Source organism: Umezawaea sp. (assembly GCF_036375055.1).
Classification (GTDB): Bacteria; Actinomycetota; Actinomycetes; order Mycobacteriales; family Pseudonocardiaceae; genus Umezawaea.
Genome location: NZ_DASUSQ010000011.1, coordinates 96475 through 120616, shown reverse-complemented (window position 1 = coordinate 120616; position 24142 = coordinate 96475). Strand labels below are relative to the sequence as shown.

At 73.4% G+C, this 24142-nt stretch carries 19 protein-coding genes; 9 read left to right on the top strand and 10 right to left on the bottom strand.

Going from position 1 to position 24142, the window contains the following annotated elements:
- Positions 1–45 precede the first annotated feature (45 nt).
- The 9 genes from VFZ92_RS04010 to VFZ92_RS03970 all read left to right on the top strand — a co-directional run bounded on the left by VFZ92_RS04010 (position 46) and on the right by VFZ92_RS03970 (position 13421).
- Positions 46–792 (top strand): ABC transporter ATP-binding protein, encoded by a 747-nt coding sequence (locus tag VFZ92_RS04010; protein WP_414719802.1) that lies wholly within the window; start codon positions 46–48, stop codon positions 790–792.
- Positions 789–4085 (top strand): serine hydrolase, encoded by a 3297-nt coding sequence (locus tag VFZ92_RS04005; protein WP_330874305.1) that lies wholly within the window; start codon positions 789–791, stop codon positions 4083–4085. The genes VFZ92_RS04010 and VFZ92_RS04005 overlap by 4 nt, the downstream gene beginning before the upstream one ends.
- Complete coding sequence (locus tag VFZ92_RS04000) at positions 4085–5218, top strand: M20/M25/M40 family metallo-hydrolase (protein ID WP_330874304.1); 1134 nt, start codon at positions 4085–4087, stop codon at positions 5216–5218. Before VFZ92_RS04005 ends, VFZ92_RS04000 begins: the two co-directional genes overlap by 1 nt.
- Positions 5219–5249: 31 nt before the next feature.
- Positions 5250–6098, top strand: a complete 849-nt coding sequence (locus VFZ92_RS03995) for a GNAT family N-acetyltransferase (RefSeq protein ID WP_330874406.1) — start codon at positions 5250–5252, stop codon at positions 6096–6098.
- Between the two features lie 681 nt (positions 6099–6779).
- Positions 6780–9560, top strand: a complete 2781-nt coding sequence (locus VFZ92_RS03990) for an ATP-binding protein (RefSeq protein ID WP_330874303.1) — start codon at positions 6780–6782, stop codon at positions 9558–9560.
- 48 nt (positions 9561–9608) lie between these two features.
- A complete protein-coding gene (locus tag VFZ92_RS03985) occupies positions 9609–10442 on the top strand; it encodes an alpha/beta hydrolase (protein WP_330874302.1) in 834 nt (277 codons plus the stop codon).
- A gap of 96 nt (positions 10443–10538) precedes the next feature.
- Positions 10539–11258, top strand: a complete 720-nt coding sequence (locus tag VFZ92_RS03980; protein WP_330874405.1) for an alpha/beta hydrolase — start codon at positions 10539–10541, stop codon at positions 11256–11258.
- A 79-nt stretch (positions 11259–11337) separates the two neighbouring features.
- Positions 11338–11955, top strand: a complete 618-nt coding sequence (locus VFZ92_RS03975) for a DUF1345 domain-containing protein (protein WP_330874301.1) — start codon at positions 11338–11340, stop codon at positions 11953–11955.
- A 392-nt stretch (positions 11956–12347) separates the two neighbouring features.
- The gene (locus VFZ92_RS03970; RefSeq protein WP_330874300.1) at positions 12348–13421 is read left to right on the top strand and encodes a lytic polysaccharide monooxygenase auxiliary activity family 9 protein; all 1074 of its coding nucleotides are present in this window, start codon (positions 12348–12350) and stop codon (positions 13419–13421) included.
- Between the two features lie 45 nt (positions 13422–13466).
- On the opposite strand, the gene VFZ92_RS03965 is transcribed toward VFZ92_RS03970, so the two are convergent.
- From VFZ92_RS03965 to VFZ92_RS03920, 10 genes are all read right to left on the bottom strand, one after another.
- Complete coding sequence (locus tag VFZ92_RS03965) at positions 13467–13928, bottom strand: pyridoxamine 5'-phosphate oxidase family protein (RefSeq protein WP_330874299.1); 462 nt, start codon at positions 13926–13928, stop codon at positions 13467–13469.
- A gap of 39 nt (positions 13929–13967) precedes the next feature.
- Positions 13968–15122 carry a sensor histidine kinase gene (locus tag VFZ92_RS03960; RefSeq protein WP_330874298.1) on the bottom strand — a complete coding sequence of 385 codons (1155 nt, stop codon included), beginning with the start codon at positions 15120–15122 and terminating at the stop codon, positions 13968–13970.
- Positions 15119–15946, bottom strand: a complete 828-nt coding sequence (locus VFZ92_RS03955; protein ID WP_330874297.1) for a CPBP family intramembrane glutamic endopeptidase — start codon at positions 15944–15946, stop codon at positions 15119–15121. The genes VFZ92_RS03960 and VFZ92_RS03955 overlap by 4 nt, the downstream gene beginning before the upstream one ends.
- Before the next feature lie 184 nt (positions 15947–16130).
- Positions 16131–17114 (bottom strand): glycine betaine ABC transporter substrate-binding protein, encoded by a 984-nt coding sequence (locus VFZ92_RS03950; RefSeq protein ID WP_330874296.1) that lies wholly within the window; start codon positions 17112–17114, stop codon positions 16131–16133.
- Entirely contained in the window at positions 17111–17866 is a 756-nt protein-coding gene (locus tag VFZ92_RS03945; RefSeq protein ID WP_330874295.1) for an ABC transporter permease, read from the bottom strand. Before VFZ92_RS03945 ends, VFZ92_RS03950 begins: the two co-directional genes overlap by 4 nt.
- Positions 17863–18966, bottom strand: a complete 1104-nt coding sequence (locus VFZ92_RS03940) for an ABC transporter ATP-binding protein (RefSeq protein WP_330874294.1) — start codon at positions 18964–18966, stop codon at positions 17863–17865. The genes VFZ92_RS03945 and VFZ92_RS03940 overlap by 4 nt, the downstream gene beginning before the upstream one ends.
- Positions 18956–19606, bottom strand: coding sequence for an ABC transporter permease (locus tag VFZ92_RS03935; protein WP_330874293.1), 651 nt, complete (start codon positions 19604–19606; stop codon positions 18956–18958). Before VFZ92_RS03935 ends, VFZ92_RS03940 begins: the two co-directional genes overlap by 11 nt.
- 247 nt (positions 19607–19853) lie before the next feature.
- Positions 19854–21104, bottom strand: a complete 1251-nt coding sequence (locus VFZ92_RS03930) for an MFS transporter (RefSeq protein ID WP_330874292.1) — start codon at positions 21102–21104, stop codon at positions 19854–19856.
- A 19-nt stretch (positions 21105–21123) separates the two neighbouring features.
- A complete protein-coding gene (locus tag VFZ92_RS03925) occupies positions 21124–22803 on the bottom strand; it encodes a metallopeptidase TldD-related protein (protein WP_330874291.1) in 1680 nt (559 codons plus the stop codon).
- Positions 22800–24098 carry a TldD/PmbA family protein gene (locus tag VFZ92_RS03920; RefSeq protein WP_330874290.1) on the bottom strand — a complete coding sequence of 433 codons (1299 nt, stop codon included), beginning with the start codon at positions 24096–24098 and terminating at the stop codon, positions 22800–22802. Before VFZ92_RS03920 ends, VFZ92_RS03925 begins: the two co-directional genes overlap by 4 nt.
- Positions 24099–24142: the final 44 nt, after the last annotated feature.

Sequence of the window (24142 nt, the reverse complement as noted above, 5' to 3'; positions counted from 1 at the left end):
GAGTTCGGTCCCCGACCGGAACACCGACGACCTGGTGGAGCGAACGTGAGCGAGCTGTGCTTCGACAACGTCACGGTCCGCTACGGCCGGACCACCGCCGTCGACGGCGTCAGCCTCACCGTGCCGGGGGGCGAGGTGGTCGGGCTCGTCGGCGAGTCGGGGTCCGGCAAGTCCACGCTCGCGCGGGCCGCCGTCGGCCTGGCCCCGCTGACGTCGGGCCGCATCACCCTGGACGGCGCCCCGGTGCCGACCCGCGGCAGGCCGCGCCCGCTCCAGATGGTGTTCCAGGACCCCTACTCCTCGCTCGACCCGAGGATGACCGTCGGCGGGAGCGTCGCCGAGGCGATGCCGCCGGGCGGCACGCGCGCCGAGCGGCGGGCCGAGGTGGAGCGGCTGCTCGACCTCGTGCACCTCGACCCGGTGTGCGCGGACCACGTCCCGTCGCGGCTGTCCGGCGGCCAGCGGCAGCGGGTCGCGCTGGCGCGGGCGCTGGCCGCCCGCCCGCGCGTGGTCATCGCCGACGAGATCACGTCCGCGCTGGACGTCTCCGTCCAGGGAGCGGTGCTCAACCTGGTCCGGGAGCTCCAGCGCGAACTCGGGCTCACGATCCTGTTCATCTCCCACAACCTCGCGGTGGTCCGCTACGTCGCCTCCCACGTCGCGGTCATGCGGCACGGCCGGGTCGTCGAGCAGGGCCCCACCTCCAGGGTGCTCACCGCGCCCGACCACGACTACACCCGCGAACTGCTCGCCGCGGTACCCGGACGAACCACGCGAAGGAGCCAGCCATGACGCGACGCATGCGCATCGAGGACCTCACCGACGTGGCGGTCCCGTCGCAGCCCGCGCTGTCGCCGGACGGGAGCCGGATCGCCTACGTGCTCCGCACCCCGGACACCGACCTGGACCGCAACGTCGACGAGCTGTGGCTGGTCGACACCGACGGCCGCCCACCCCGACGCCTCAGCGCGGGGCCGGACGACGCCGCGCCCGCGTGGTCGCCGGACGGCACCCGCCTCGCGTTCGTCCGCGACGGGCAGGTGGCCGTGCTCGACGCCGGGGGAGGGGTGCCCGAGCGGGTGACGGACCTGCCGCTCGGCGCGGGCGCACCGCGCTGGAGCCCGGACGGCCGCAGGCTCGCCTTCACCGCGCCGGTCGACCCGTCCGGCGGTGCCGGGCCGATGGTCTCCGACGGGCTCGACTACCAGGCCGACGGCTCGGGGATGTTCGGCCGGGTCCGCACGCAGCTCCACGTCCTCGACCCGACCACCCGCGAGGTCCGGCAGCTCACCGACGGGCCGCACAGCGCGGGCCCGCCGGACTGGTCGCCGGACGGCGGCACCCTCGTCTTCACCCGGCGGACCGGCCCCGACGGCGACCTGCGGCACCGCACGCCCGTGCACCTCCTGGAGGTCGACGCGCCGCACGCCAGGCCGCGCGTGCTCGCGTTCGCCGACGGGGTCGCGAGCACCGCGGGCTGGTCGGCCGACGGGTCGGCGCTGCTCGTGGTCGGCTGGTCCGGCGACCCCGTCGGCCACGCCCGCCTGTTCCGCGTGGGTGTCGACGACGGCTCGGTCACCGACCTCACGGGAGCGCTGGACCGCAACGTGATGCCCGGCGCCACCGCCTACCCCGGCGGCCTGCCGCACGAGCACGACGGCCGGGTGTGGTTCTGCCTGCGCGACCGCGGCTGCACGCACCTGTGGTCGGTCGGCACCGACGGCGGCGACGCCCGTCCCGTCGTCGACGGCGCGGGCCGGGTCGTCTCCGGGCTGTCGATCGCGGCGGGCCGGGCCGCCGTCGCGCTCGCCACGCCCACGTCGTTCGGCGAGATCGCGGTCGTCGACCTGGCGACCGGTGCCGAGACCACGCCGACCGACCACGGCGCCGCACTGTCCGAAGTGGACCAGCACCCGCGCGAGGAGCGGTGGTTCACCATCTCCGACGGCACGGACGTCCAGGCCTGGCTGGTGCACGACCCCGAGCGGAGCGGTGCTCGGCCGGTGCTGCTCGACGTGCACGGCGGACCGCACAACGCGTGGAACGCCGCCGCCGACGAGATGCACCTCTACCACCAGGAACTGGTCAACCGGGGCTGGGCGGTGCTGCTGGTCAACCCGCGCGGCAGCGACGGGTACGGCGAGGCGTTCTACGACGGCGTCCGCGGCGCGTGGGGTGTCGCGGACGCCGGGGACTTCCTGGAGCCGCTGGACCAGCTCGTCGCCGAGGGCTTCGCCGACCCGGACCGGCTCGCGGTCGCGGGCTACAGCTACGGCGGGTTCATGGCGTGCTGGCTCACCGGCCACGACGACCGGTTCGCGGCGGCGGTCGCGGGCGGGCCGGTCAGCGACCTGGTGAGCATGGGCGGCACCAGCGACGACAGCCACTTCCTCAGCGCGTACGAGCTCGGCGGCACCCCGCGGCAGAACCCGGAGGGCTACGCCGCCATGTCACCGCTCACCCGCGTCGCCGACGTCCGCACCCCCACCCTCGTGGTCAACGGGGCCGACGACCTGACCTGCCCCGTCAGCCAGGCCCAGCAGTGGCACACGGCGCTGCGCGAGCAGGGCGTCCCGACCCGGCTGGTCGTCTACCCGAACGCCTCGCACGTGTTCATCCTCCTCGGCCCGCCCTCGCAGCGGCTCGACTTCAACCACCGCGTGCTCGACTGGCTGGAGCAGCACACCACCCGCGGGGGCAGGGCCCGGATCGACGCCGCCCACTGGCAGCGGCGGCTCACCCGGCTCGCCGAGCGCCACGGGGTGCCCGGCGCGCAGCTCGGCCTGCTCCGCCTCGGCACCGGCGGCGCGGAGGACGAGCTGGTCGAGGTGGCGCACGGCGTCCTGAACGTCCGCACCGGAGCACGCGTCGACACCGACTCGCTGTTCCAGATCGGCTCGATCACCAAGGTGTGGACGGCGACCGTGGTGATGACGCTGGTCGACGAGGGGCGGCTCGACCTCGACACCCCCGTCGTCGACGTGCTGCCCGAACTGCGGCTCGCCGACCCCGACACCACCAAGTCGGTCACGGTCCGCCACCTGCTCAACCACACCAGCGGCATCGACGGCGACGTCTTCACCGACACCGGCCGCGGCGACGACTGCCTGGAGCGCTACGTCGACCTGCTCGGCGAGGCCGGGCAGAACCACCCCGTCGGCGTGACCTGGTCCTACTGCAACTCCGGGTACTCGCTGCTGGGCCGCGTGATCGAGAAGGTCACCGGGCAGACCTGGGACCAGGCCCTGCGCGAGCGGCTGTTCACCCCGCTCGGGCTGGCGCACACCGTGACGCTGCCGGAGGAGGCGCTGGCGTTCGGCGCGGCGATGGGCCACGACGAGCGCGACGGCGAGGCCGTCCCGGCGCAGGCCTGGGGCCTGTTCCGCTCGGTGGGTCCCGCCGGGCTGGTCACCTCCACCGCCGCCGACGTGCTCGCCTTCGCCCGGATGCACCTGCTCGGCGGCGTCGCCGCCGACGGCACCCGCGTGCTGGGCGAGGAGAGCGCGGCGGCCATGACCGCGCACCAGGCCGACCTGCCGGACAAGCTCGTCCTCGGCGACTCGTGGGGGCTGGGCTGGATCCGGTTCGACTGGGACGGCCACCGGCTGTTCGGCCACGACGGCAACACGCTCGGGCAGGCGGCGTTCCTGCGCGTGCTGCCCGAGCAGGGGCTCGCGGTCGTGCTGCTCACCAACGGCGGCCACACCCGCGACCTGTACGAGGACCTCTACCGGGAGGTCTTCGCCGAGGTGGCGGACGTCGCGGTGCCGCGCCCGTTCGCGCCGCCGGAGGAGCCGGTGCAGGTCGACGTGACCCCGTACGTCGGGGTGTACGAGCGGTCCGCGGTGCGGATGGAGGTCGAGGACGGCCCCGACGGCCCGCTCCTGCGGACGACGATCAGCGGCCCGCTCGCGGCGCTGCTGCCCGATCCGGTCGAGGAGCACCCGCTCGTCCCGGCCGGTCCCGGCCTGTTCGCGGTCAAGCCGCCGGAGGCGGAGACGTGGGCCCCGGTCACCTTCTACGAGCTGCCGACCGGCGAGCGGTACGTGCACTTCGGTGTGCGCGCGACGCCGAGGGTGTCCTGATGGCGGACCTCCTCGACGAGGTGCTCGCCGACGTGCGGACCCTCGTCGAGTGCGAGTCGCCGTCGGCCGACCTGGCCGCCGTCGCCCGCTCGGCGGAGGTCGTCGCACGGGTCGGCACCGCGCGCCTGGGCGTGGCGCCCGAGCGGATCGTGCTGGACGGCCGGACCCACCTGCGGTGGCGGCTCGGCCCGGCGCCGTCGCGGGTGCTGCTGCTGGGCCACCACGACACCGTGTGGCCGCTGGGCTCGCTGGCCGAGCACCCGTACGGGGTCGAGGACGGGGTGCTGCGCGGACCGGGCTGCTTCGACATGAAGGTCGGCCTGGTGATGGCGTTCCACGCGGCGGCCGGTCTCGACGGCGTCACCCTGCTCGTGACCGGGGACGAGGAACTCGGGTCGCCCAGCTCCCGCGAGCTGGTCGAGGAGGAGGCGAGGGCCGCCACCGCCGCGCTGGTGCTGGAGGCGTCCGCCGACGGCGGAGCCCTCAAGACCGAGCGCAAGGGCGTGTCGCTGTACGAGGTGCGCGTGTTCGGGCTGGCCGCGCACGCCGGGCTCGAACCCGAGCGCGGGGTGAACGCCACCGAGGAGCTGGCGCACCAGGTGCTGGCCGTCAGCGCCCTCGCTGACCCCGCGGCGGGCACCACGGTCACGGCGACCGCCGCCCGCGCGGGCACCACCACCAACACCGTGCCCGCCGCCGGGTCGTTCGCGGTCGACGTGCGCGCCAGGACCGCGGCCGAGCAGCAGCGCGTCCACCGGGCGATCGGCGCGCTGGCGCCGGCGCTGCCCGGCGCGCGGGTCGAGGTGGCGGGAGGGGTGAACCGGCCGCCGCTGGAGGCCGCCTCGTCGGCGGCGCTGCACCGGCGGGTGCTGACGATCGCGTCGCGCCTCGGACTGCCCGCGCCGGGCTCGGCCGCCGTCGGCGGCGCGTCCGACGGCAACTTCACGGCGGGCGTCGGCACCCCCACCCTGGACGGTCTCGGCGCGGTCGGCGGCGGTGCCCACGCCGCGGACGAGCACGTGCTGGTCGGCGAGGTGCCCGGCCGGACCGCGCTGCTGCGCGCGCTGGTCGAGGAGCTGCTGGCGGACTCCGCGACCCCGGCTCCCGCGGCGCCCGGCCATGACCACCCCTGACGAGTTGAGGAGCACGAACGCCGTGACCGACATGAAGACCGCGGCGCCCGAGCAGGCCCGCGCGGTGGACACCGCCCTCGCCGCGGCGAGGGCCGCCGGTGTCTCGGTCCGCGACCTCGCGCACCTGTCCGAGCTGAACCAGGTGGTGGACCTGTTCGCCACCGTCTGGGGCCGTTCGGCGAACCCCCCGGTGACGATCGAACTCCTGCGCGCCTTCACCAAGGCGGGCAACTACGTGTCGGGCGCCTTCGAGGGCGACCGGCTGGTGGGCGCCTGCGTCGGCTTCGTCCACGCGCCCGCGAGCGACGCGCTGCACAGCCACATCGCGGGTGTCTCGCGCTCGGCCACCGGTCGCAGCGTCGGGTTCGCGCTCAAGCAGCACCAGCGGTCGTGGGCGCTGGCGCGCGGCCTGTCCGAGATCGCCTGGACGTTCGACCCGCTGGTGGCGCGCAACGCCTACTTCAACCTGGTGAAGCTGGGCGCGCGACCGACCGAGTACCTCACGAACTTCTACGGTCCCATGCTCGACGCCATCAACGGCGACGAGGACTCCGACCGCTTCCTCGTGCGCTGGGCGCTGCGCGACCGGGCGGCGGGCGGTGGCACCACGAGCGCCGTGGCCGCGGACGAACTCGCGGCCGGGGCGGTGGTGGCGCTGGGCGTCGCCGAGGACGGCGGCCCGCTGCCGGGCAGCCTCGACGGCGCCACCTCCCTCGTGGCCGTGCCGCGGAACGTCGAGGGTCTCCGCACGACCGACCCCGACCTGGCGCGGCGCTGGCGCCTCGCCGTGCGCCACGCGCTGACCGGTCTGCTCGACGGCGGCGGCCGGGTCGACGGGTTCGACCGCACCGGCTGGTACGTGGTGCGCCGGGAGTCGTGACCCGAGCGGCCACGGCGATTCGGTCCACGTCACCGCGGGGCACCTCGTCGGTGAACCCGATGCCCTGGAGCGCGAGGTGCAGCCACCGCGCGGGAATCGGGTCGAGCATCGGCAGAGCGGCCGGAACGGGCTCGGAGCACCCCCTGTTCACCGAAGGACACGGCATCCCGGTGGCCGTGTCCCCGACCGGGACTTGGCGCGGTCCAAGGGCATCACACCGGTGACCGCCCGCCGCGGCAGCCGACACGGCTCCGGCCCTGGCGTGCACCGCGCCATCTGCTGGTGCCGATCCCGCAACCCCCCACCGAGTCAGGAGTTCCTGCGCAGAGGGCGGTGCGCGGTTCCGGGCTGGCCGATTCCGGACCGCGGCACCTCATCCCCCGGACGTTCCTGAACCGTCCTGTGGTAGCGGAAGCGCAGGCCCGGCAGGCTGAGCTCACGTCAGCCGAAAGCCGGTCGCCGGGTGTTCCGATCGACGTTGTCGGACGGCCGGTCCCGCACGAGTCCCGGATGTGAACCGCACCACCTCGTGAGCGACGAGCCCGTGGAACGTTCAAGCGGGTGCTCGAATACTCCCGAAGGCACTGGAGCCCTCGCTTTGCCCGGAGCGACGCGCGTGCCATTCTGCGGACCGCGGCCGCTCGTCGGCAGCGGGAAGTCACACGGAAGAGAGAGCGCGGCATGCAACGACGGGCGCTGCTGGGACGCGAGACGGAACGCCGTGCACTGGCCGCCCTGGTCGAGCAGGCCGCCTCGGGGTCGGGCGGCGCGGTGGTCGTCCTCGGCGCCCCTGGGATCGGCAAGTCGGCGTTGGTCGCGGAGGCCGCGGCGCGGGCCGTTGACCGCGGGACGCGGGTGATCACGGCGGTGGGCGTGGAGTCGGAGGAGGACGTGCCCTGCGCCGGCCTGCACCAGCTGGTCCACCAGCTCCGAGACGGGATCGACGACCTGCCGGCGCCGCAACGCGCCGCCCTGCGCGCGGCCGTCGGGCTCGTCGACGAGTTCGTGCCCGACCTCTACCTCGTCGGCCTGGCCGCGCTGACCCTGCTGTCGGACGCGGCCGTGAAGGCACCGCTGCTGGTGGTCGTCGAGGACGCCCACTGGATGGACCGGGCCAGCCTCGACGTGCTCGGGTTCGTCGCGCGGCGGATCGAGTCCGACCCCCTCGCCCTGGTCGCCGTCACCCGCTGCCTCGACGACCGGCTCGGCTGCGCCGGGCTGCCCGTGCTGCACCTGGACCCGCTGACGGACGAGGTGTCGGGCGAGCTGCTGGACGCGGTGGCCCCCGACCTGGGGCAGCAAGTCAGGCGGCGACTGCTGGTGGAGGCGGCGGGGAACCCGCTGGCGTTGACCGAGCTGCCGGTCGCGCTGCGGTCGGTCGGTGGGGCCTACGCCCTCACGCCGGGTCCGCTGCCGTTGACCGAACGGCTGGAGCGAACCTTCACGGCACGGGTCTCCCGGCTTCCGGCCGACACGCGGGCGGTCCTCCTCCTCGCGGCCCTCAACGGTGACGGAACGATGGACGAGTGCCTCGCCGCCGCTGCCCGGATGCTCGGGACGGCGGTCGGCGTCGCCGCCCTCGAACCGGCGGTCGGCGCGGGCCTGCTGGAGCCCTGGGGGATGGTCTTCCGGCACCCGCTCGTCCGTTCGGCGATGCACCACGCCGCGACGGCCGCGGAACGACAGGCCGCGCACGCCGCTCTCGCCCACGAGCTCCAGGGACAGCCCGACCGGCAGGCGTGGCACCGCGCCGCCGCCACCGCCGGTCCCGACGAGCACGCGGCGCGGGAACTCGACCTCACCGCCGGCAGGGCCGTGCGGCGCGGTGGTGTCGCCGCGGCCCTGGCCGCGCTGCGACGAGCGGCGGAGCTGACCGCGGACCCCTCCGCACGAGCGGACCGGCTGCTGCGCGCGTCCGAGCTCGCCCTGGAGTCGGGCCAGAGCGACGTCGCGGCGCACCTGCTGGCCCAGGCGCGCTCGCTGGACCTGTCGGTCCGGGACCAGGGGCGTGCGGCCTGGGTCGGCATCGCCCTGGTCGAGGGGGCGGCGCAGGGCGAGGGCACCGCGACCGCCGAACTGGCCGAGCTGGCCGTCGAGACCGCTGCCGGTGGTGAGCCCGTGCTGGGACTGCGCATGCTGTGGGGCGCGGTCCTGCACTGCTTCTGGGGAGAGCCGGGGCCGGCCGCTCGCCGGCGGGTCGCCGCCGCGGCCGACCGGATGCCCGTGCACGCGGACAACGCCGACCTGGTGGCCCTGCGGGCGTACTGCGCACCGGTCGAGCGCGGCCGAACGGCGCTCGAGGGCCTGGCCGGTCAGCTGGAGCGCTCGTCCGAGGACGCCGAGGGCGACCAGCTCCTGGGCGCCGCCGCGGTGACGGTGGGTGCTCCCGCCCTGGCCGGTCGGCTGGCGGCGAGGTCACTGGACCCGCTCCGTGCGCAGGGCCGTCTGTCGATGCTGGCCAGGGCCCTGTGCGTCCAGGCGGGCAGCGCCGCACGGCTCGGCGACGTGCGCGCCGCTCACCTCGCCGCCGAGGAGGCCGCCGAGCTGGCCCGCGAGACCGGTCAGCCCCTCGTGCACGCGATGGTGCACGCCATCCGCGCACAGCTCGCCGCCGTCTGCGGCGATCCGCGTGTGGAGGCGTGGGCGTCGGAGGCGGAGCGCACCGCTCTTCCCTGTGGCGCGCGCCCGGCACTGGCCATCGTGCAGATGGCTCGCGGTCAGGAAGCCCTCTGCCAGGGACGCTACGGCGACGCCTTCGGGCACCTGCAGCGCGCCTTCGACCCCGCCGACCCCGCTTTCCACCCCTGGCTGCGGTTCTACGGGGTCGCCGAACTGGTCGAGGCGGCTGTGCGCAGCGAGTTCACCGACGCGGCGCGGGAGGTCCTGCGGGAGCTGGAGCCGCTCGCGGAGGGGACGCCCTCACCGGCCCTGCTCTGCGGACTGCGCCTCGCTCGCGCCCTGCTCAGCCCGCCGGACGCCGCCGAGCAGCTCTACCGGGCGGCTCTCGACGCCGTCCCGGTCGACTGGCCGTTCGAACGGGCGCGGGTGCACCTCGCTCTGGGCGCGTGGCTGCGGCGGCACCGGCGGCCCGCGGACTCCCGTGTGGTCCTGCGGGCCGCACGCGAGGTCTTCGACGCGCTCGGCGCGTCGGCCTGGGCTGAGCGGGCACGCCAGGAGCTGCGCGCGGCGGGCACGTCCTCGCCCCGCCAGGACCCGGCCGCCGTCGACCGGCTCACGTCGACCGAGCTGCACGTCGCCCAGCTCGCCGCGCAAGGGCTCACCAACCGGGAGATCGGCGAGCGGCTGTACGTCTCGCCCAGGACGGTGAGCACGCACCTCCAGCGGATGTTCCCCAAACTGGGCGTGACGTCACGAGGCGAACTCGCCGCGGTGCTGCGCGGCACGACGACGTACGCCGAAGACGTAGTCCGACGGACGCGGCCAGCCCTGCTCGCTCCCTAGGTTCGTGCCGTGCCCGGTCCGCACACGGCGGACGGGCGGGAAGGCACCATGGGAACCATCACCGTCGGCACCGAGGGCTCGACCGACGTCGAGCTGTACTACGAGGACCACGGCTCCGGCCAGCCGGTCGTCCTGATCCACGGCTACCCGCTGGACGGGCAGTCGTGGGAGAAGCAGACCGACGCGCTGGTGAAGGCCGGCTACCGGGTCATCACCTACGACCGCCGGGGCTTCGGCCGGTCGAGCAAGACCATGACGGGCTACGACTACGACACCTTCGCGGGCGACCTGGACAAGGTCCTGACCCGGCTCGACCTGAACGACGTCGTCCTCGTCGGCTTCTCGATGGGCTCGGGCGAGGTCGCCCGCTACCTCGGCACCTACGGCTCGCAGCGGGTGGCGAAGGCGGCCTTCCTCGGTGCGCTCCAGCCGTTCCTGCTGCACACCGAGGACAACCCCGCGGGCGTGCCGCAGTCGGTGTTCGACGGCATCGCCGAGCAGGCCGAGGCCGACCGCTACGCCTGGTACGAGAACTTCTTCGTCGACTTCTTCAACACCGACGAGACGCTCGGGTCCCGTCTCAGCGATGCCGCGCTGCGGGCGAACTGGGCCACCGCCATCGCCTCGGCACCCGTGGCGGCGTACGCGTGCGTCCCGGCGTGGCTGACGGACTTCAGGGCCGACGTGGAGCGCATCGACGTGCCGTCGCTGATCCTGCACGGCACCGCCGACCGCATCCTGCCGATCGACGCCACCGCCCGCGAATTCCACCGCCGCCTGCCCAACGCGCGCTACGTCGAGGTCGACGGCGCTCCGCACGGCCTGCTGCTCACCCACGCGGCCGAGGTCAACACCGCCCTGATCGCCTTCCTCACGGACTGAGAACCTGACGTGCACAAGCTCAGACACCGCATCACCGCTCTGCTCGCCGTCCTCGCCGCCGCCGCCGGGCTCGCCCCGTTCGGCATCTCGAACGCGGTGGCCGCCCACCCGACGTCCGGTCAGAAGCCCACGATCGTCCTCGTTCACGGCGCCTTCGCCGACGGCGCGAGCTGGAACCCCGTCATCGAACGGTTGCAGCGACGCGGCTTCACCGCAGTCGCCGTGGCCAACCCGCTGCGCGGAGTCGCCTCCGACGCCGAGGCCCTCGACACGCGTCTCGCCACCATCGACGGCCCCGTGGTGCTCGTCGGCCACTCCTACGGCGGCGCCGTCATCACCAACGTGAACGCACGTTCCCCGAAGGTGAAGGCTCTGGTGTACGTCGCCGCCTTCGCCCCCGCCGAGGGGGAAGCAGCGGCGCGGCTCGCCGCGGAGCACCCCGGCAGCACGCTGGGTGAGACGCTGGCACCGGTCCCGTTGCCCGACGGTTCGACGGACCTCTACATCAAGCCCGCGCTCTTCCGGCAGCAGTTCGCGGCCGACGTCCCGGCGCGACAGGCCGCGCTCATGGCCAGCACCCAGCGCCCCATCCGGGACGTCGCCCTGAACGAGGCGTCCGGCACGCCCTCCTGGGCGAGCATCCCCTCGTGGTTCCTGCTGGCAGGCGCCGACAAGAACATCCCCGTGCGAGCACAGGAGTTCATGGCCGACCGGGCTGGCTCACGCGCCACCGCGACGGTCGCCGGAGCCTCGCACGCCGTGGCGGTCTCGCGTCCGAACGCGGTCGCCGAACTCATCCTCCGCGCCGCGGGCTGACGCCTTCCCGGCCCCGCGACCAGGAGGGTCGCGGGACCGGGTCGACCGGCCACCCCTGCTGCCCCGACAAAGGAAAGTCATGCGCTTCAGCCCGTCAATCGTGCTGTCCCGGACCATCGAGGGCACACTCGTCCTGCTCGGTCTCCCGATCTTCTTCTCGGACGACCTCAGGTGGATCGCGTTGTGGGACGTCCTCGCGGTCGTCTACCTGGCGATCCGCGTCATCCGCCTCAGGCGCGGCAAGCGGGCGGGGGACGACCAGGGCGCGTGGGTCAAGACCGCGCTGGGCCGCCGCAGCGGCACCCTGTTCACCCTGATCACCAGCTTCATCGGGATCATGTCCGGCCTGCTCATCGTGGTCGGCGAAGAGGGCACCCAGGAGGCGGTGAACGGCAAGGTCGTGGGTGTGCCCGCGGTGCTGCTGGCGTGGGGGATCCTGCACTTCGGCTACGCCGACCGCTACGCGCAGGCCTACTACGCCGACCTGCCCGAGAAGCTGCTGGTGTTCCCCGGCACCGAACACCCGACGTTCATCGACTTCGCGTACTTCTCGTTCACCGTCGGCACCACGTTCGCGGTCTCCGACGTCGAGTCGCGCACCTCCGGGATCCGGCTGCGGGTTCTCGCGCACGGTGTGCTCTCGTTCGTCTACAACACCGCGATGCTCGGCATCGCCATCGGCGTGATCGGCGGCTGATCACCCGAGCGTGCCGCCCGGCGCGGACCGGGAGCGGCGGCGCGGGTGCACGACACGCGAGAGATCGTCGACGCCGTCCTGCCGTGCTGACCGTTCCGGCCTCACCCGCCGAGCGCGGTCCGGATCGCGTCCACGTCGACCACTGCCACCGGGTTCGGGTGGCCTCCACGCACCGCTCGCCAGCCGACGTGGTCCTGCTGGGTGACCGGGCCTGGTCGTCACCGAGGCGGCCGCGGTGGCCGCTGTGGTCGCCCGGTTCGTTCGGCGGGACGGGGGTGCGCGTGCGTCCGAGTGGACGCAGTGGGTGATTGGGTGTTCACACTCCGGCGTGATGGCCGTTACAGTCGAGGTTCTGGGAGCGTTCCCAGAACCTCGACGAGGAGGTGGACGACGTGACGGCCCGACGATGGATCGCGCTGGCCGCGGCCGGTGTCACCGGTGTGCTGATAGCCGTGCTCGTGAACGTGATCAGTCCGACCGCGGCGTCCGCCCACGGCGCCATGATGAAACCGGGCAGCCGGACCTTCCTGTGCTGGCGCGACGGCCTGTCGCCGCAGGGCAACATCGTGCCGCAGAACCCCGGCTGCGCGGCGGCGGTGTCCGCGGGCGGCGACAACGCCCTCTACAACTGGTTCGGCGTGCTGCGCTCCGACGGCGCGGGCCGGACCCGCGGCTTCATCCCCGACGGCAAGCTGTGCAGCGGCGGCAACCCGACCTACTCCGGGTTCGACCTCGCCAGGAACGACTACCCGCTCACGCACCTGACCTCCGGCGCGAACTTCGCCTGGGCGTACAACGCGTGGGCCGCGCACCCCGGCACGTTCCACCTGTACATCACCAAGGACAGCTGGAGCCCGACCCGCGCGCTGGCGTGGGACGACCTGGAGAGCACGCCGTTCGCGAGCATCAAGGACCCGGCGCGCGTCGGCCAGGTCGGCACGGTCGACGGCCAGTACAACTGGAACGCCACCCTGCCCTCGGGCAAGTCGGGCAGGCACCTCGTCTACTCGGTGTGGACCAGGTCCGACAGCCAGGAGACCTTCTACAACTGCTCCGACGTCGTCTTCGACGGCGGCAACGGCGAGGTCACCGGGGTCGGCGGCGGGGGCGGCGGTCCGACGACGACCACGACCACGACCACCGGCCAGAACCCGCCGGGCGACGCGCACTGCATGGCGATCTACAAGATCACCAGCGCGTGGCAGGGCGGTTTCCAGGGCGAGGTCGAGGTCATGAACCACAGCGCCACCGCCTACAACGGGTGGACCGCGCGGTGGACCTACGCCGACGGCCAGACGGTCAACAGCGTGTGGAACGGCGTGCGCTCCGGGTCCGGGGCCGAGGTGGTGGTGAAGAACGTGGACTGGAACCGCACGATCCCACCCGAGGGATCGGTGAACTTCGGGTTCGCGGTCAGCTACTCCGGCACCAACTCGCTGCCGACGGTGACCTGCACCAGTCCGTGACGAACGCCGCCGTGGGGGCTCCGCCCGGAGCCCCCACGGCGCGCGTCACTCCCGCTCGACCCTGCGCAGTCCCCGCTCGGGCGTCCACGACTCGACGACGAGCCTCGTCGCCTCGGCGTTGAGCGCCGTGACGACCACCTCGGTGACGTCGGCGACGAACGTCTCCCCGGCGGGCTGCTCACCGCCTGCCTCCTCGGCCACCGGGACGGCCCGGCCCGCGATCTTCGCCTCGCCCGGCCACTCGCCCTCCCTGCCCTCCACGGGGTGGGAGGTGGGGCCGTGCAGGGCGAACCGGGGGTCCCGCCTGAGGTCGGCGCCCTTGCGCGCGCCGGGCATCGACCCGAAGCGGAGGTCACCCCCGGCGAACTCGCACTCGATGCCGGAGATGCGCGGCGAGCCGTCGGCGCGCAGGGTCGCGAGCGTCTTGTGGCGGCCCGAGTCGAACAGCCGCCGCACCCGCGCGGCGAACTCCGGCTCGGCCTGCTCGAACGTCTTCCACGGTGGCACGGGGGAAGAGGCTACTCCGGTGACCGCGCCCCCAGGAGGTCACGACGCGCTGCCCGTGGGGATGCGCGCCCGCACGACGAAGCCGCCGCCCGCCCGCGGCCCCGCGCTGAACTCGCCGCCGAGCACGTCGACCCGCTCCCGCAGCCCCGCGAGACCCCGCCCGCTCCCACCGGGCGACGAGGACCGCGACCCGGACTCGTCGGTGCTGACCTCCACGGTCGTCTCCGCCCCGCCGTGTCGCACGTGGACGGTCGTCCGGCTGCCGTTGGCGTGCTTGAGGGCGTTCGTCAGCGCCTCCTGCACCACCCGGTAGGCCGCGATGGCCGCGCTGCCGGTCGTCGCCGAGGGCGCCCCGTCCTCGGTGAACTCCACCGGCTGCCCGGCCTGCCTGGTCTGCTCCACCAGGGAGCGCAGTTCGCCGACCGACGGCGTGCGCGGTTCGGCGCCGTGCTCCGGGTTGAGCAGGTCGAGCAGGTTCCGCAGGTCCTTGATGGCCCGCCTGCCGCTGTCGGTGATGGCGGTCAGCGACCGGTCGAGGCGTTCCGGGGCGGCCGTCAGGTAGCGGGCCGCCTCGGCCTGCACCACCATCGCCGTCACGTGGTGCGTCACGACGTCGTGGAGTTCGCTCGCGATGCGGGTGCGCTCGGCGACGCGGGTGGCCGCGGCGACGGCTCCGCGGCGTTCGGCCTCGGCGATCCGGGTCGTCCTCAGCCAGGCCCCGACGGCCCACGCGGCGGCCAGCGCCGCGTAGAACGTCGTGAACCCGATCAGCGTCTCGGGCGACCCGAGCCGGAAGAGTCCGACGACCATCGCCACGTACGCGGCGGTGGCGAGGACGGCGGCGGTGCGCCGGTGGTGCTCCAGGTGCGCCGCCGCGCTCATCAGGGCGAGGGGGACCGCCGTGCCCGCGACCGTGTGGTAGCCGCGGAGCTGGTCGACCACGAAACCGAGCAGCACCAGGGCGAGGCACAGGGCGGGCCAGCGGCGGCGGACCGCGAGCGGGAGGCACTGGAGGCCGATCACCACGAAGGTCAGCGCGTCGAGGGGACGGCCCGGCAGCTCACCGATCTGCGTGCCGCGGTTGTGCAGCGCGGGCAGCAGCGACGTGAGCGCGAGCAGCAGCGCGAGCGGGAGGTCCCGGACCGCGACGTCCCAGCCCTGCCAGCGGGCGGACACCTTCCGGAGGTCGATCACCGGGAAACTGTAGCGCCGGCAGTGCGGCCGCGACGCGGGACGATGTGGCCGCGGCGGTGGGCCAGCCACAGGAACACCAGCGTCAGCACCACGCCCGCCGCCACCGTGTACAGGCTGCCCTCCGGGCCGAACTCGCCGCCGGTGACCAGGTCCGGCCCCGACATCGTGGTGTCCAGCAGGCCCTTCGACGCGCCGTTGCCGGAGACCGCGGCGCTGAAGATGCCGCCCAGCGCGAAGTTCCAGCCGAAGTGCAGCCCGATCGGCACCCACAGGTTGCGGGTGGCGGCGTAGCAGGCGGCGAGCATGAACCCGGCCTCCACGGCGATGGCGGTGGCGCCCCACAGGCTGGCGTCGGGGTTGGCCAGGTGCATGAGGCCGAACAGGACACCGGTCAGCAGCAGCGCGATCCAGGTACCGGTGCGCTCCTCGACCACGCGGAACAGCACCCCGCGGAAGAGCAGCTCCTCGCCCACGGCGGCGGCCGACATGAACCCGAGCAGCGCCAGCGCCCCGGTGACCGAGCCGAGGCCGTTGACGTGGTACCCGTCGAGGAAGGCGATGTTGACGATGACCGCCGCGCACATGGCGAACCCGATCAGCACGCCCCGACCGGTTCGGGCGACGGCGCCCGCCCCGGCCAGCTCCGTGGGCTCCCGGTGCTCGGTGCGCCGCACCACCCACCGGTAGACGGCGACCGCGGCCACGGCTGTCAGGAGTCCGAGGACCAGGGTGAGCCAGTCGCTCGTCGCCCGCACCGCGGCGACGGCCTGACCGCCGACCAGGCTGACCGCCGCGACGGCCAAGAGCTGCTTCACGAACCGCATGACGTCTCCTCCGCGAGGTCCGCGGCGGGGTGCCGCGGCTACGGTGAGAACGCTAGGGATCCACCCGCCCGGAATCGTCACCGCGCGGTGGACAGTCGTGGGTAGCTCGCTCGGGGGACGAGCGGCTCGCGGCGCGTCCTCCGGGAGCGTCGGCATCCACATCGGACGGACGCTCCCGGCGAGGTCAGGCCGGTGGCAGGGACACGAAGCCCTCGCGGACCATCCAGTCGCGGGCGACCACCGCCGGGTCGCGGCCGTCGACGTCGACCTCGGCGTTGAGGCCGCGGATGGTGTCGTTGTCGAGCTTCGCCACGATCGGCGCCATGATCTCCCGCACCTGCGGGTGGGCGGTGTCGAAGTCCGAGCGCAGCACGACGGAGGCGTTGTACTGCGGGAAGAACTTCTTGTCGTCCTCCAGCACCACCAGGTCCAGCGCCAGGATGCGGCCGTCGGTGGTGAACACCTCGCCGAAGTTGCACAGGCCGTCCGCGGTCGCGGTGTAGATCGTGCCGGTGCCGAAGGTCTTGACCTGCGCGGTCTTCGCGTCGAACCCGTAGGCCGCCGCCACGCCGGGGAAACCGTCGTTGCGGCTGATGAACTCCGTCTCCAGGCAGAACACGGCCTTGTCGGGGGAGTCGCGCACCAGCGCGGCCATGTCCGAGGTCGTCGTGAGGTTGTTGGCCCGCGCGAAGTCCTTGGTGACGGCGAAGGCGTAGGTGTTGTTGACCGCCGAGTAGTCCAGCCAGCGCAGGCCGTTCGCCGCGAGGTCGGCGTCGCGGACCGCCTCGAACTGGGCCTTCTCGTCCGGGATGGGCTCGGTGTTGCCCAGGTAGCTGATCCACCCCGTACCGGTGTAGTCCCAGGACAGGTCGATGTCACCCGTCAGCAGGGCCTGGCGCGAGCTGTTCGACCCCTGGATGTTGGTCATGTCCCGCACCTCGGCGCCCGCGGCGGCGAGCGCGACCTCGGCGATGTAGCCGAGCACCTGGTTCTCGGTGAAGTCCTTGGACCCCACCGCGACGCCGAGACCGTCGAGTTCCGGCACCCGCTGGATCGAGCCGGGCGCCACGTCGAACGGCAGCGCGAACGAGGTCTCCAGGCCGCAGCCGGACGCGAGCAGCCCGGTCGCGGCGGCCAGCGCGGCCAGACGGCGCACGGTCCTCTTCATCGCAGCCCCTTCGGTCCCAGGTAGGCCTCGGCGACGGCGCCGAGCCAGTCCACCAGCAGCGCCAGCCCGACGGCCAGCACGGCGCCGGTGATCAGCACCGGGAACCGGGCGAGCTTGTAGCCGGTGTCGATCAGCAGTCCGAGGCCGCCGCCGTTGACGAACACCGCGAGCGTGGCCACGCCGACCGCGAGCACGAGCGCCGTGCGCAGGCCCGCCAGGATCAGCGGAACCGCCAGCGGCAGCTCGATCCGGCGCAGCACCGCGCCCGAGGACATGCCGATGCCCCGGCCCGCGTCGACCAGCGCCGGGTCGACGCCCTGGAGGCCGACCACCGTGTTGCGCAGCACCGGGAGCAGCGTGTAGAAGGCGATCGGCAGCACCGCCGCCCACAGGCCCTCCATCCCGGTCGCCAGGAAGAACAGCACCAGGACGCCGATCGCGGGGGAGGCCTGGCCGATCGTCGCGATGCCGAGGAACAGCGGTGCGACGCGGCGGGCCCACCGGCGGGTCAGCAGGACGCCCAGCGGCACCGCGACCACGAGCACGAGCGCGGTCACCACGAAGCTGATCACCAGGTGGTCCCACGTCGCCGACAGCAGCGCCGAGGCGTTGAGGCTCTGCCGCTCGATCGAGTCGAGGTCCTGGGAGAACGCCCACACCAGCACGCCGAGCACCAGCAGGAGCACCGCGACGGGCTGCACCAGCAGCCGGAGCCGCTCCGACCTCCGCTCCCGCGCGAGGGCGGCCGTCACGCGCCCGCCTCCTCGCGCAGCCGCTTCACCGTGCTCATCACGGTGTCGATCTCCACGAGCCCGACGTACTCGCCCCTGGCACCGGTGACGACCGCGGCGCCGCCCTCGGTGAGGATCGCCTCCAGCGCGTCCTGCAACGTCGACTGGAGCGTCACGGAGTCGCCGACGGGCACCGGCTTGGACGGCGTGCGGGCGTGCACCCACCCGGTCGGACGGCCGCGCGCGTCCAGCAGCAGGGCGAACTCGCGCTTCGCCGCCGCGAGCCTGCGGACGATCTCGGCGGGGTCGTCGGCCGTCGTCGCGGTGATCGCCTTGCTCAGCTCCACCTCCCGCACCCGCAGCAGCGTCAGCTGCTTGAGCGACGCGCCCGCGCCGACGAACCCGGCGACGGTGTCGTCGGCGGGGTTGGCCAGGATCTGCTCGGGCGTGTCGTACTGGAGGATCCGCGACTGCTGGCCCAGCACGGCGATCCGGTCGCCGAGCTTGACGGCCTCGCCGAAGTCGTGGGTGACGAAGACGATGGTCTTGCGCAGCTCGGCCTGCAACCTCATCAGCTCGTCCTGGAGGTTGCCGCGGGTGATCGGGTCGACGGCCCCGAACGGCTCGTCCATGAGCAGCACCGGCGGATCCGCGGCGAGCGCCCTGGCCACGCCGACGCGCTGCTGCTGCCCTCCCGACAGTTGCCGGGGGAAGCGGTCTCGGAAGTCGGCCGGGTCCAGCCCGACCAGGTCGAGCATCTCGTCGACCCGGTCGGCGGACTTCGACTTCTTCCAGCCCAGCAGCCCCGGCACCATGCCGACGTTCTGCCCGACGGTGAGGTGCGGGAACAGCCCGGCCTGCTGGATGGCGTAGCCGATGCCGCGGCGCAGCCGGTCGGGGTCGAGCGACAGCGTGTCCTCGCCGTCGATGGTGATCCGGCCAGACGTGGGCTCGATCAGCCGGTTGATCATCCGCATGGTGGTGGTCTTGCCGCAGCCCGAGGGACCGACGAACACCACGATCTCGCCCGCGGGGATGGTCATGCTGACCGAGTCCACCGCGGGCTGGTCGGCACCGGGGTACCGCTTGGTCACGTCGACGAGTTCGATCTCACTGGCCACGGATCCCCCTGGAGGTGGTGTAGCGGCCGATCAGCGCGAAGACCCCGTCCAGGACCAGCGCGAGGACGACGATGCCGACGGTCCCGGCGACCGCCTGGTTGGTGGCGTTGGCACTGCCCGCCCTGGTCAGCCCGGCGAAGATCTCCACGCCGAGGCCGGGCCCCCGTGCGTAGGCGGCGATGGCGGCGATGCCCATCAGCATCTGGGTCGAGACGCGCATCCCCGCGAGGATCGCGGGCCACGCCAGGCGCAGCTCCACCCTGGTCAGCACGCCGAGGCGGCTCATCCCGATGCCGCGGGCGGCGTCGCGGACGGAGGCGTCCACGCCGACCAGCCCGACGATCGTGTTGCGCACGATGGGGAGGAGCCCGTACAGCACCAGCGCCACCACCGTCGGCGGTGCGCCGAGGCCGAGGACCGGGATCAGCAGACCGAGCAGCGCGAACGAGGGGATGGTGAGGACGGCGCTGGTCAACGCGGTCGCGACCGCCGACCCAGCGGGGCTGCGGTACACCGCGACCCCCAGGCCCACACCGATGAGGGCGGCCAGGACCGTGCACTGCACGACGGCGCTGACGTGCAGCAGCGCCTCACCCGCGAGCCTGCTCCACCGGTCGGCCACGAAGTCCCAGAAGCTCATGGTGCCCCTCTTCCCCGGAGGTGGTACCCGCATCCGCACCAACCCGAACACGAGTTCCCGGACTTCCCGGGTCTGCTCCCGAACGGCTCCGACGGGAACCTTCGTACCAGAAACCTCCGGTGATCCACAGTGGAGATTGCTCGGCGGGTCACGAACAACGCAGGTCAGAGGAGGTGAAACGACTTCTTCACCGAGGCCACAGTGGACACACCGATCCCGTCTCCTTTGGCGGAGCCGAACGGGGTGATCACCGGGTCAGCGTGAGGGTCACGTCCTCCGCCGAGCGGATCCGGAACAGCTTCGTCGCCAGCGGCCAGGCGCAGGCGGCGATCATGCCCGCGGCGCACAGGAGCAGGGCCGGGCGGAGCCCGATCGCCGTGCCCAGCACGCCGCCCAGCAGCGAGCCGACGGGGATGAGGCCCCAGATCAGGAAGCGCATCCCGCCCATCACGGTGCCGAGCAGCTCCGGCGGGATGACGCTCTGGCGCAGGCTCAGCGAGTGGATGTTCGACGCGGTCTCGCCGAGCCCGTTGACGAACAGCACGGCACCGAACACCAGGACACCGGTGAGGGCGTCGTGGGCGAACGCGACCAGCAGCCACGGTGCGGCGGCCACGGCCATCGCGCCCACCATCGTGCGGCCGACACCCCACCGGTCGCCCGCCCGGCGGGCCGCGACCGCGCCGAGCAGCGCGCCGACACCGCCGACGGCGAACACCACGCCCACCGACCCCGCACCCACGCCCAGCTCGTCCACGAGGAAGATCACGACGAGCGTGAACGCGCCGGAGTGGAAGAAGTTGTAGGTCCCCGACCAGCCGATCAGCGACACCAGCACGCGGTTGCCCAACGTCAGGCGCATCCCCAGCAGGATCTGCGCGAACACCCGCTTGTCGCCGTCCGGCGGGGCGGGCTTCTCCTCCTCCGCCCGCACGAACAGCAGCATCACCGTCGAGAACACGAACGACGCCGCGTTCACCAGCAGCGCCACCGGCGCGGTGATCGCGGCGATCAGCAGACCGGCCACACCGGGACCCGCGACGGAAGCGACGGACTCGCTGCCCATGAACCCGCTGTTGGCCCGCACGAGCTGGTCCTTCGGCACCACGGACGGCACGAATGCCTGGTAGGCGATCTGGTCGACCACGCCCAGCGAGCCGATCACGAACGCGATCACGCACATCAGGGCGATGCTGAGCAGACCCGACGTCTGCGCCAGCGGCACCGCGCACAGCGCCACCGCACAGCCCGCGCGGGCCGCGAGCAGCACCGGCTTGCGGCGGTGGCGGTCGACCCACACCCCCGCGAACAGCGGGATCAGCAGGAACGGCGCGAACCTCGCGGCGTTGATGAACCCCACCTCGGACGCCGTCGCGTCGAGCGCGAGGATCGCCGTCAGCGGGAAGGCGAGCTGCGTGATGTAGGTGCCGAACAGCGACACCGACTCGCCCGTCCACATCTTCACGAAGTCGCTGTTGCGCCACAGAGAACCCGACACGTGCTTCTCCCCCAACGGTTCAGACGCCCACGGTGAGGCCCTCGACGAGCAGGTCCGGCGAGGCGCAGTACGACGACCCGCCACCCGACCAGGTCAGCTCGGTGGCCAGCGGGTGCGCGCGCTCCAGCATCGCGAACACGTTGCCCGCCACCGTGAGCCCCTCGGCCGAGCACACCTCGCCACCCTGCTCCACCAGCGCGGTCACCCCCATCGAGAAGTCGCCGGTGATGTCGTTCGACAGGTGCATCCCGTACGCCTGCACCACCCTCAGGAACGCGCCGTCCGGCACGGCCGCCCCGGACCCCGGTTCGATCCACAGGTTCCCCGGCATCGGCCGGGGCGGCACGGACGGACCTTCCTGCCACGCGTTGCCCGCCACCGGCGACGCGTGCTCGCGGCTGCCGAGGAAACCGGTCAGCACACCCCGGTCCACCAGCACGCGCCGAGCCGTCGGCGTGCCCTCGTCGTCGAACGGCGCGTGCAGCGGCGCGTCCCGCGCGAGCGGATCGTCCACCAGCGTCAACGACGCCGACAGGATCCGCGTCCCCACCAGGCCGGCGAGCCTGCTGCGCCCCTGCGCCACCGAGTCCGCGCACAGGCTCCGCGCGAACAGGAACACCAACCGCGCCGCCACGGCCCCGTCGAGCACAACGGCCGAGGGCGGAGCGGACGTCGTCGTGGGGGCGCGCAACACGGCACCGCACCGCCCGGCGACCAGCGCGGGCAGCCGCCCGAGCAGGAACGCGGCGTCCGGCCCGATGTCCTCCCGGTCGACGTGCGTCCTCCGACCGGCCGCGTCACGGGTAGCGCGGTACAGCAACGACCCGGAACTGGTCCGGTACCCACGGCGGCCACCTCCGGTGCTCGCGACGACCACCGACCGGCTGACCTGGTTGATCCACAGCTCCGTCAGCACGTCGCCAGCGGAGGTGAGCGCCGCCGCCTCCGCCCGCAACTCCGCAAGCGACCGACTGGCACTCCGCCCACCACCGCCAGGCCCACCCACCGCGACCTGCTCCGGCGTGGTGTGGTCGTTTCCAGCCGCGGGGTCCTGCCTCGGTGTGGTGTGGTTGGTCCCAGCCGCGGGGTCTTGCCCCGGTGTGGTGTGGTCGGTCTCTGCCGTCGAGTCTTGCTCCGGTGTGGTGTGGTTGGTCCCAGCCGCGGGGTCTTGCCCCGGTGTGGTGTGGTCGGTCTCAGCCGTTGAGTCTTGCTCCGGTGTGGTGTCGTCGGTCCCAGCCGCGGGGTCTTGCCTCAGTGTGGTGTGGTCGGTCTCAGCCGTCGAGTCCTGCCCCGGCGTGGTGTCGTCGGCGTTCGTCGCGGGTGGTGCGGCCATGGGCGAACCGCTCTGCCCACCGCCTCCCGTTCCACCGCCTCCTGTTCCACCGCTTCCCGTTCCACCGCTTCCCGTTCCCCCCGCCGCCGTGACCTGCCGCGGTGCGGCCTCGTAGGAGTTCGCCAGCGCGTCCGCGACCACGGACTCGGCGTCGGCCGTGCGCGGCACGACGGCGAGCGCTGTCCGGCCGTCCCGCCACAGCCGCACGGTCACCGTTCCCGCCCGCACGGTCGACGTGGAGTCCACCAGTCCGGAGTGGACGACCAGCTCCTCCCGCTCGTCGACCCGCAGCCGCACCTCGGCCGTCGCGCCGTGCCGGGCCGCCGCCCGCAGGTAGTCGTCGATCACCGCGTCGTCGAGCCTCACGCGTCCGTCCCTCCCACCAGCAGGGAACCGATCCGCAGCGTCGGCCCGCACACGCCGACCGGGATCAGCTGCCCGAACTTGCCGCACTTCGCCACACCCAGCTCCACGTCGTCACCGACCGCGTCGATGGACCGCAGCACCTCGGCACCGTTGCCGCGCACCGTGGTCTCCCCGATGGGGTCGGTGATCCTCCCGTTCTCGATCAGGTACCCGTTCATCACCCGGAACACGAAGTCGCCGGTCGACTCCAGCACCTCGCCACCGCCGACGTGCGGCGCGTACAGCCCGAAGCGCGTGTCGGCGATGATGTCCTCCGGCGTCACGCCGCCCGCCAGCACGCGGGTGTTCGTCATCCGGGGGATGGGCCGGTGGTGGAACCCGTCCCGCCTCCCGTTCGGCGTGATGGGCAGCCCCAGCCGCTCGGACGTCACCCGGTCGCTGAGGAACGACGCGAGCGTCCCGTCGTCCACGAGGGTGGTGGGCCGCGCCGCGGTCCCGTCGTCGTCGACCCCGTACGACCCCACCGCGCCGGCCAGCGTCGGATCGTCCACGATGGACACCCCTGGCGCGGCGATCCGCTCTCCCAACCGGTCCGCGTACACGGAGCCGCGCAGCACCTCGTCGGCTTCCAGCGGGTGGCAGCACGCCTCGTGCACCAGCACCATGCCCCGCCCCGGCCCGACCACGACCGGCAGGTGCGCCACCGGGGCGGGCCGCGCGGCCAGTGCGATGAGCGCGCGGTCGGCCGCCGCCCTGCCCGCCGCCGCCGCGTCGAGCGACAGGTCGGCGGCGGACGTGCCCGGTGTGAGGAAACCCGTGGCGCGCCTGCCGTTCTCCTCCGCGATGACCCGGATCGTCAGGTACAGCAGGCTCCGCTGGTCGCGGCGCACCTCGTCGACACCGACCACGGCGATCTGCTGCGCGCTCAGCTCGGCGTCGACGAGGACCTGGGTGATCCGCGGGTCCGCGGAACGAGCCGCCTCCTCGACCGCGAGCACCAGGTCGTCGAGGTGCGCGTGCCCGGCGGACAGGTCGAAGGCGGCCTGCTCGGCCCCCAGCACCTCCAGCACCCGAGCCGGGTCGTCGTCAGCCTGGTACGCCACGCCGTCCCCGTCGACGCGCCGCACGGACGTGCCCGCGCGCCGGGTCGTCATCAGGTCGGCCGTCCGCCCGCCCACGTGGCGCAGCGCGATGTGGGCGTACCGCTCGACGAACGCGTCGGCGTGACGGCACGACCCGCTGGTGGCGCGCCGCAACTCGTCCCGCAGCGCGTCGGTGTCGGTCCCTGCTGGCATTCCTCGTCCCCCCGAGAACGGTCGTCGTGGTCAGGTCCGCGGTC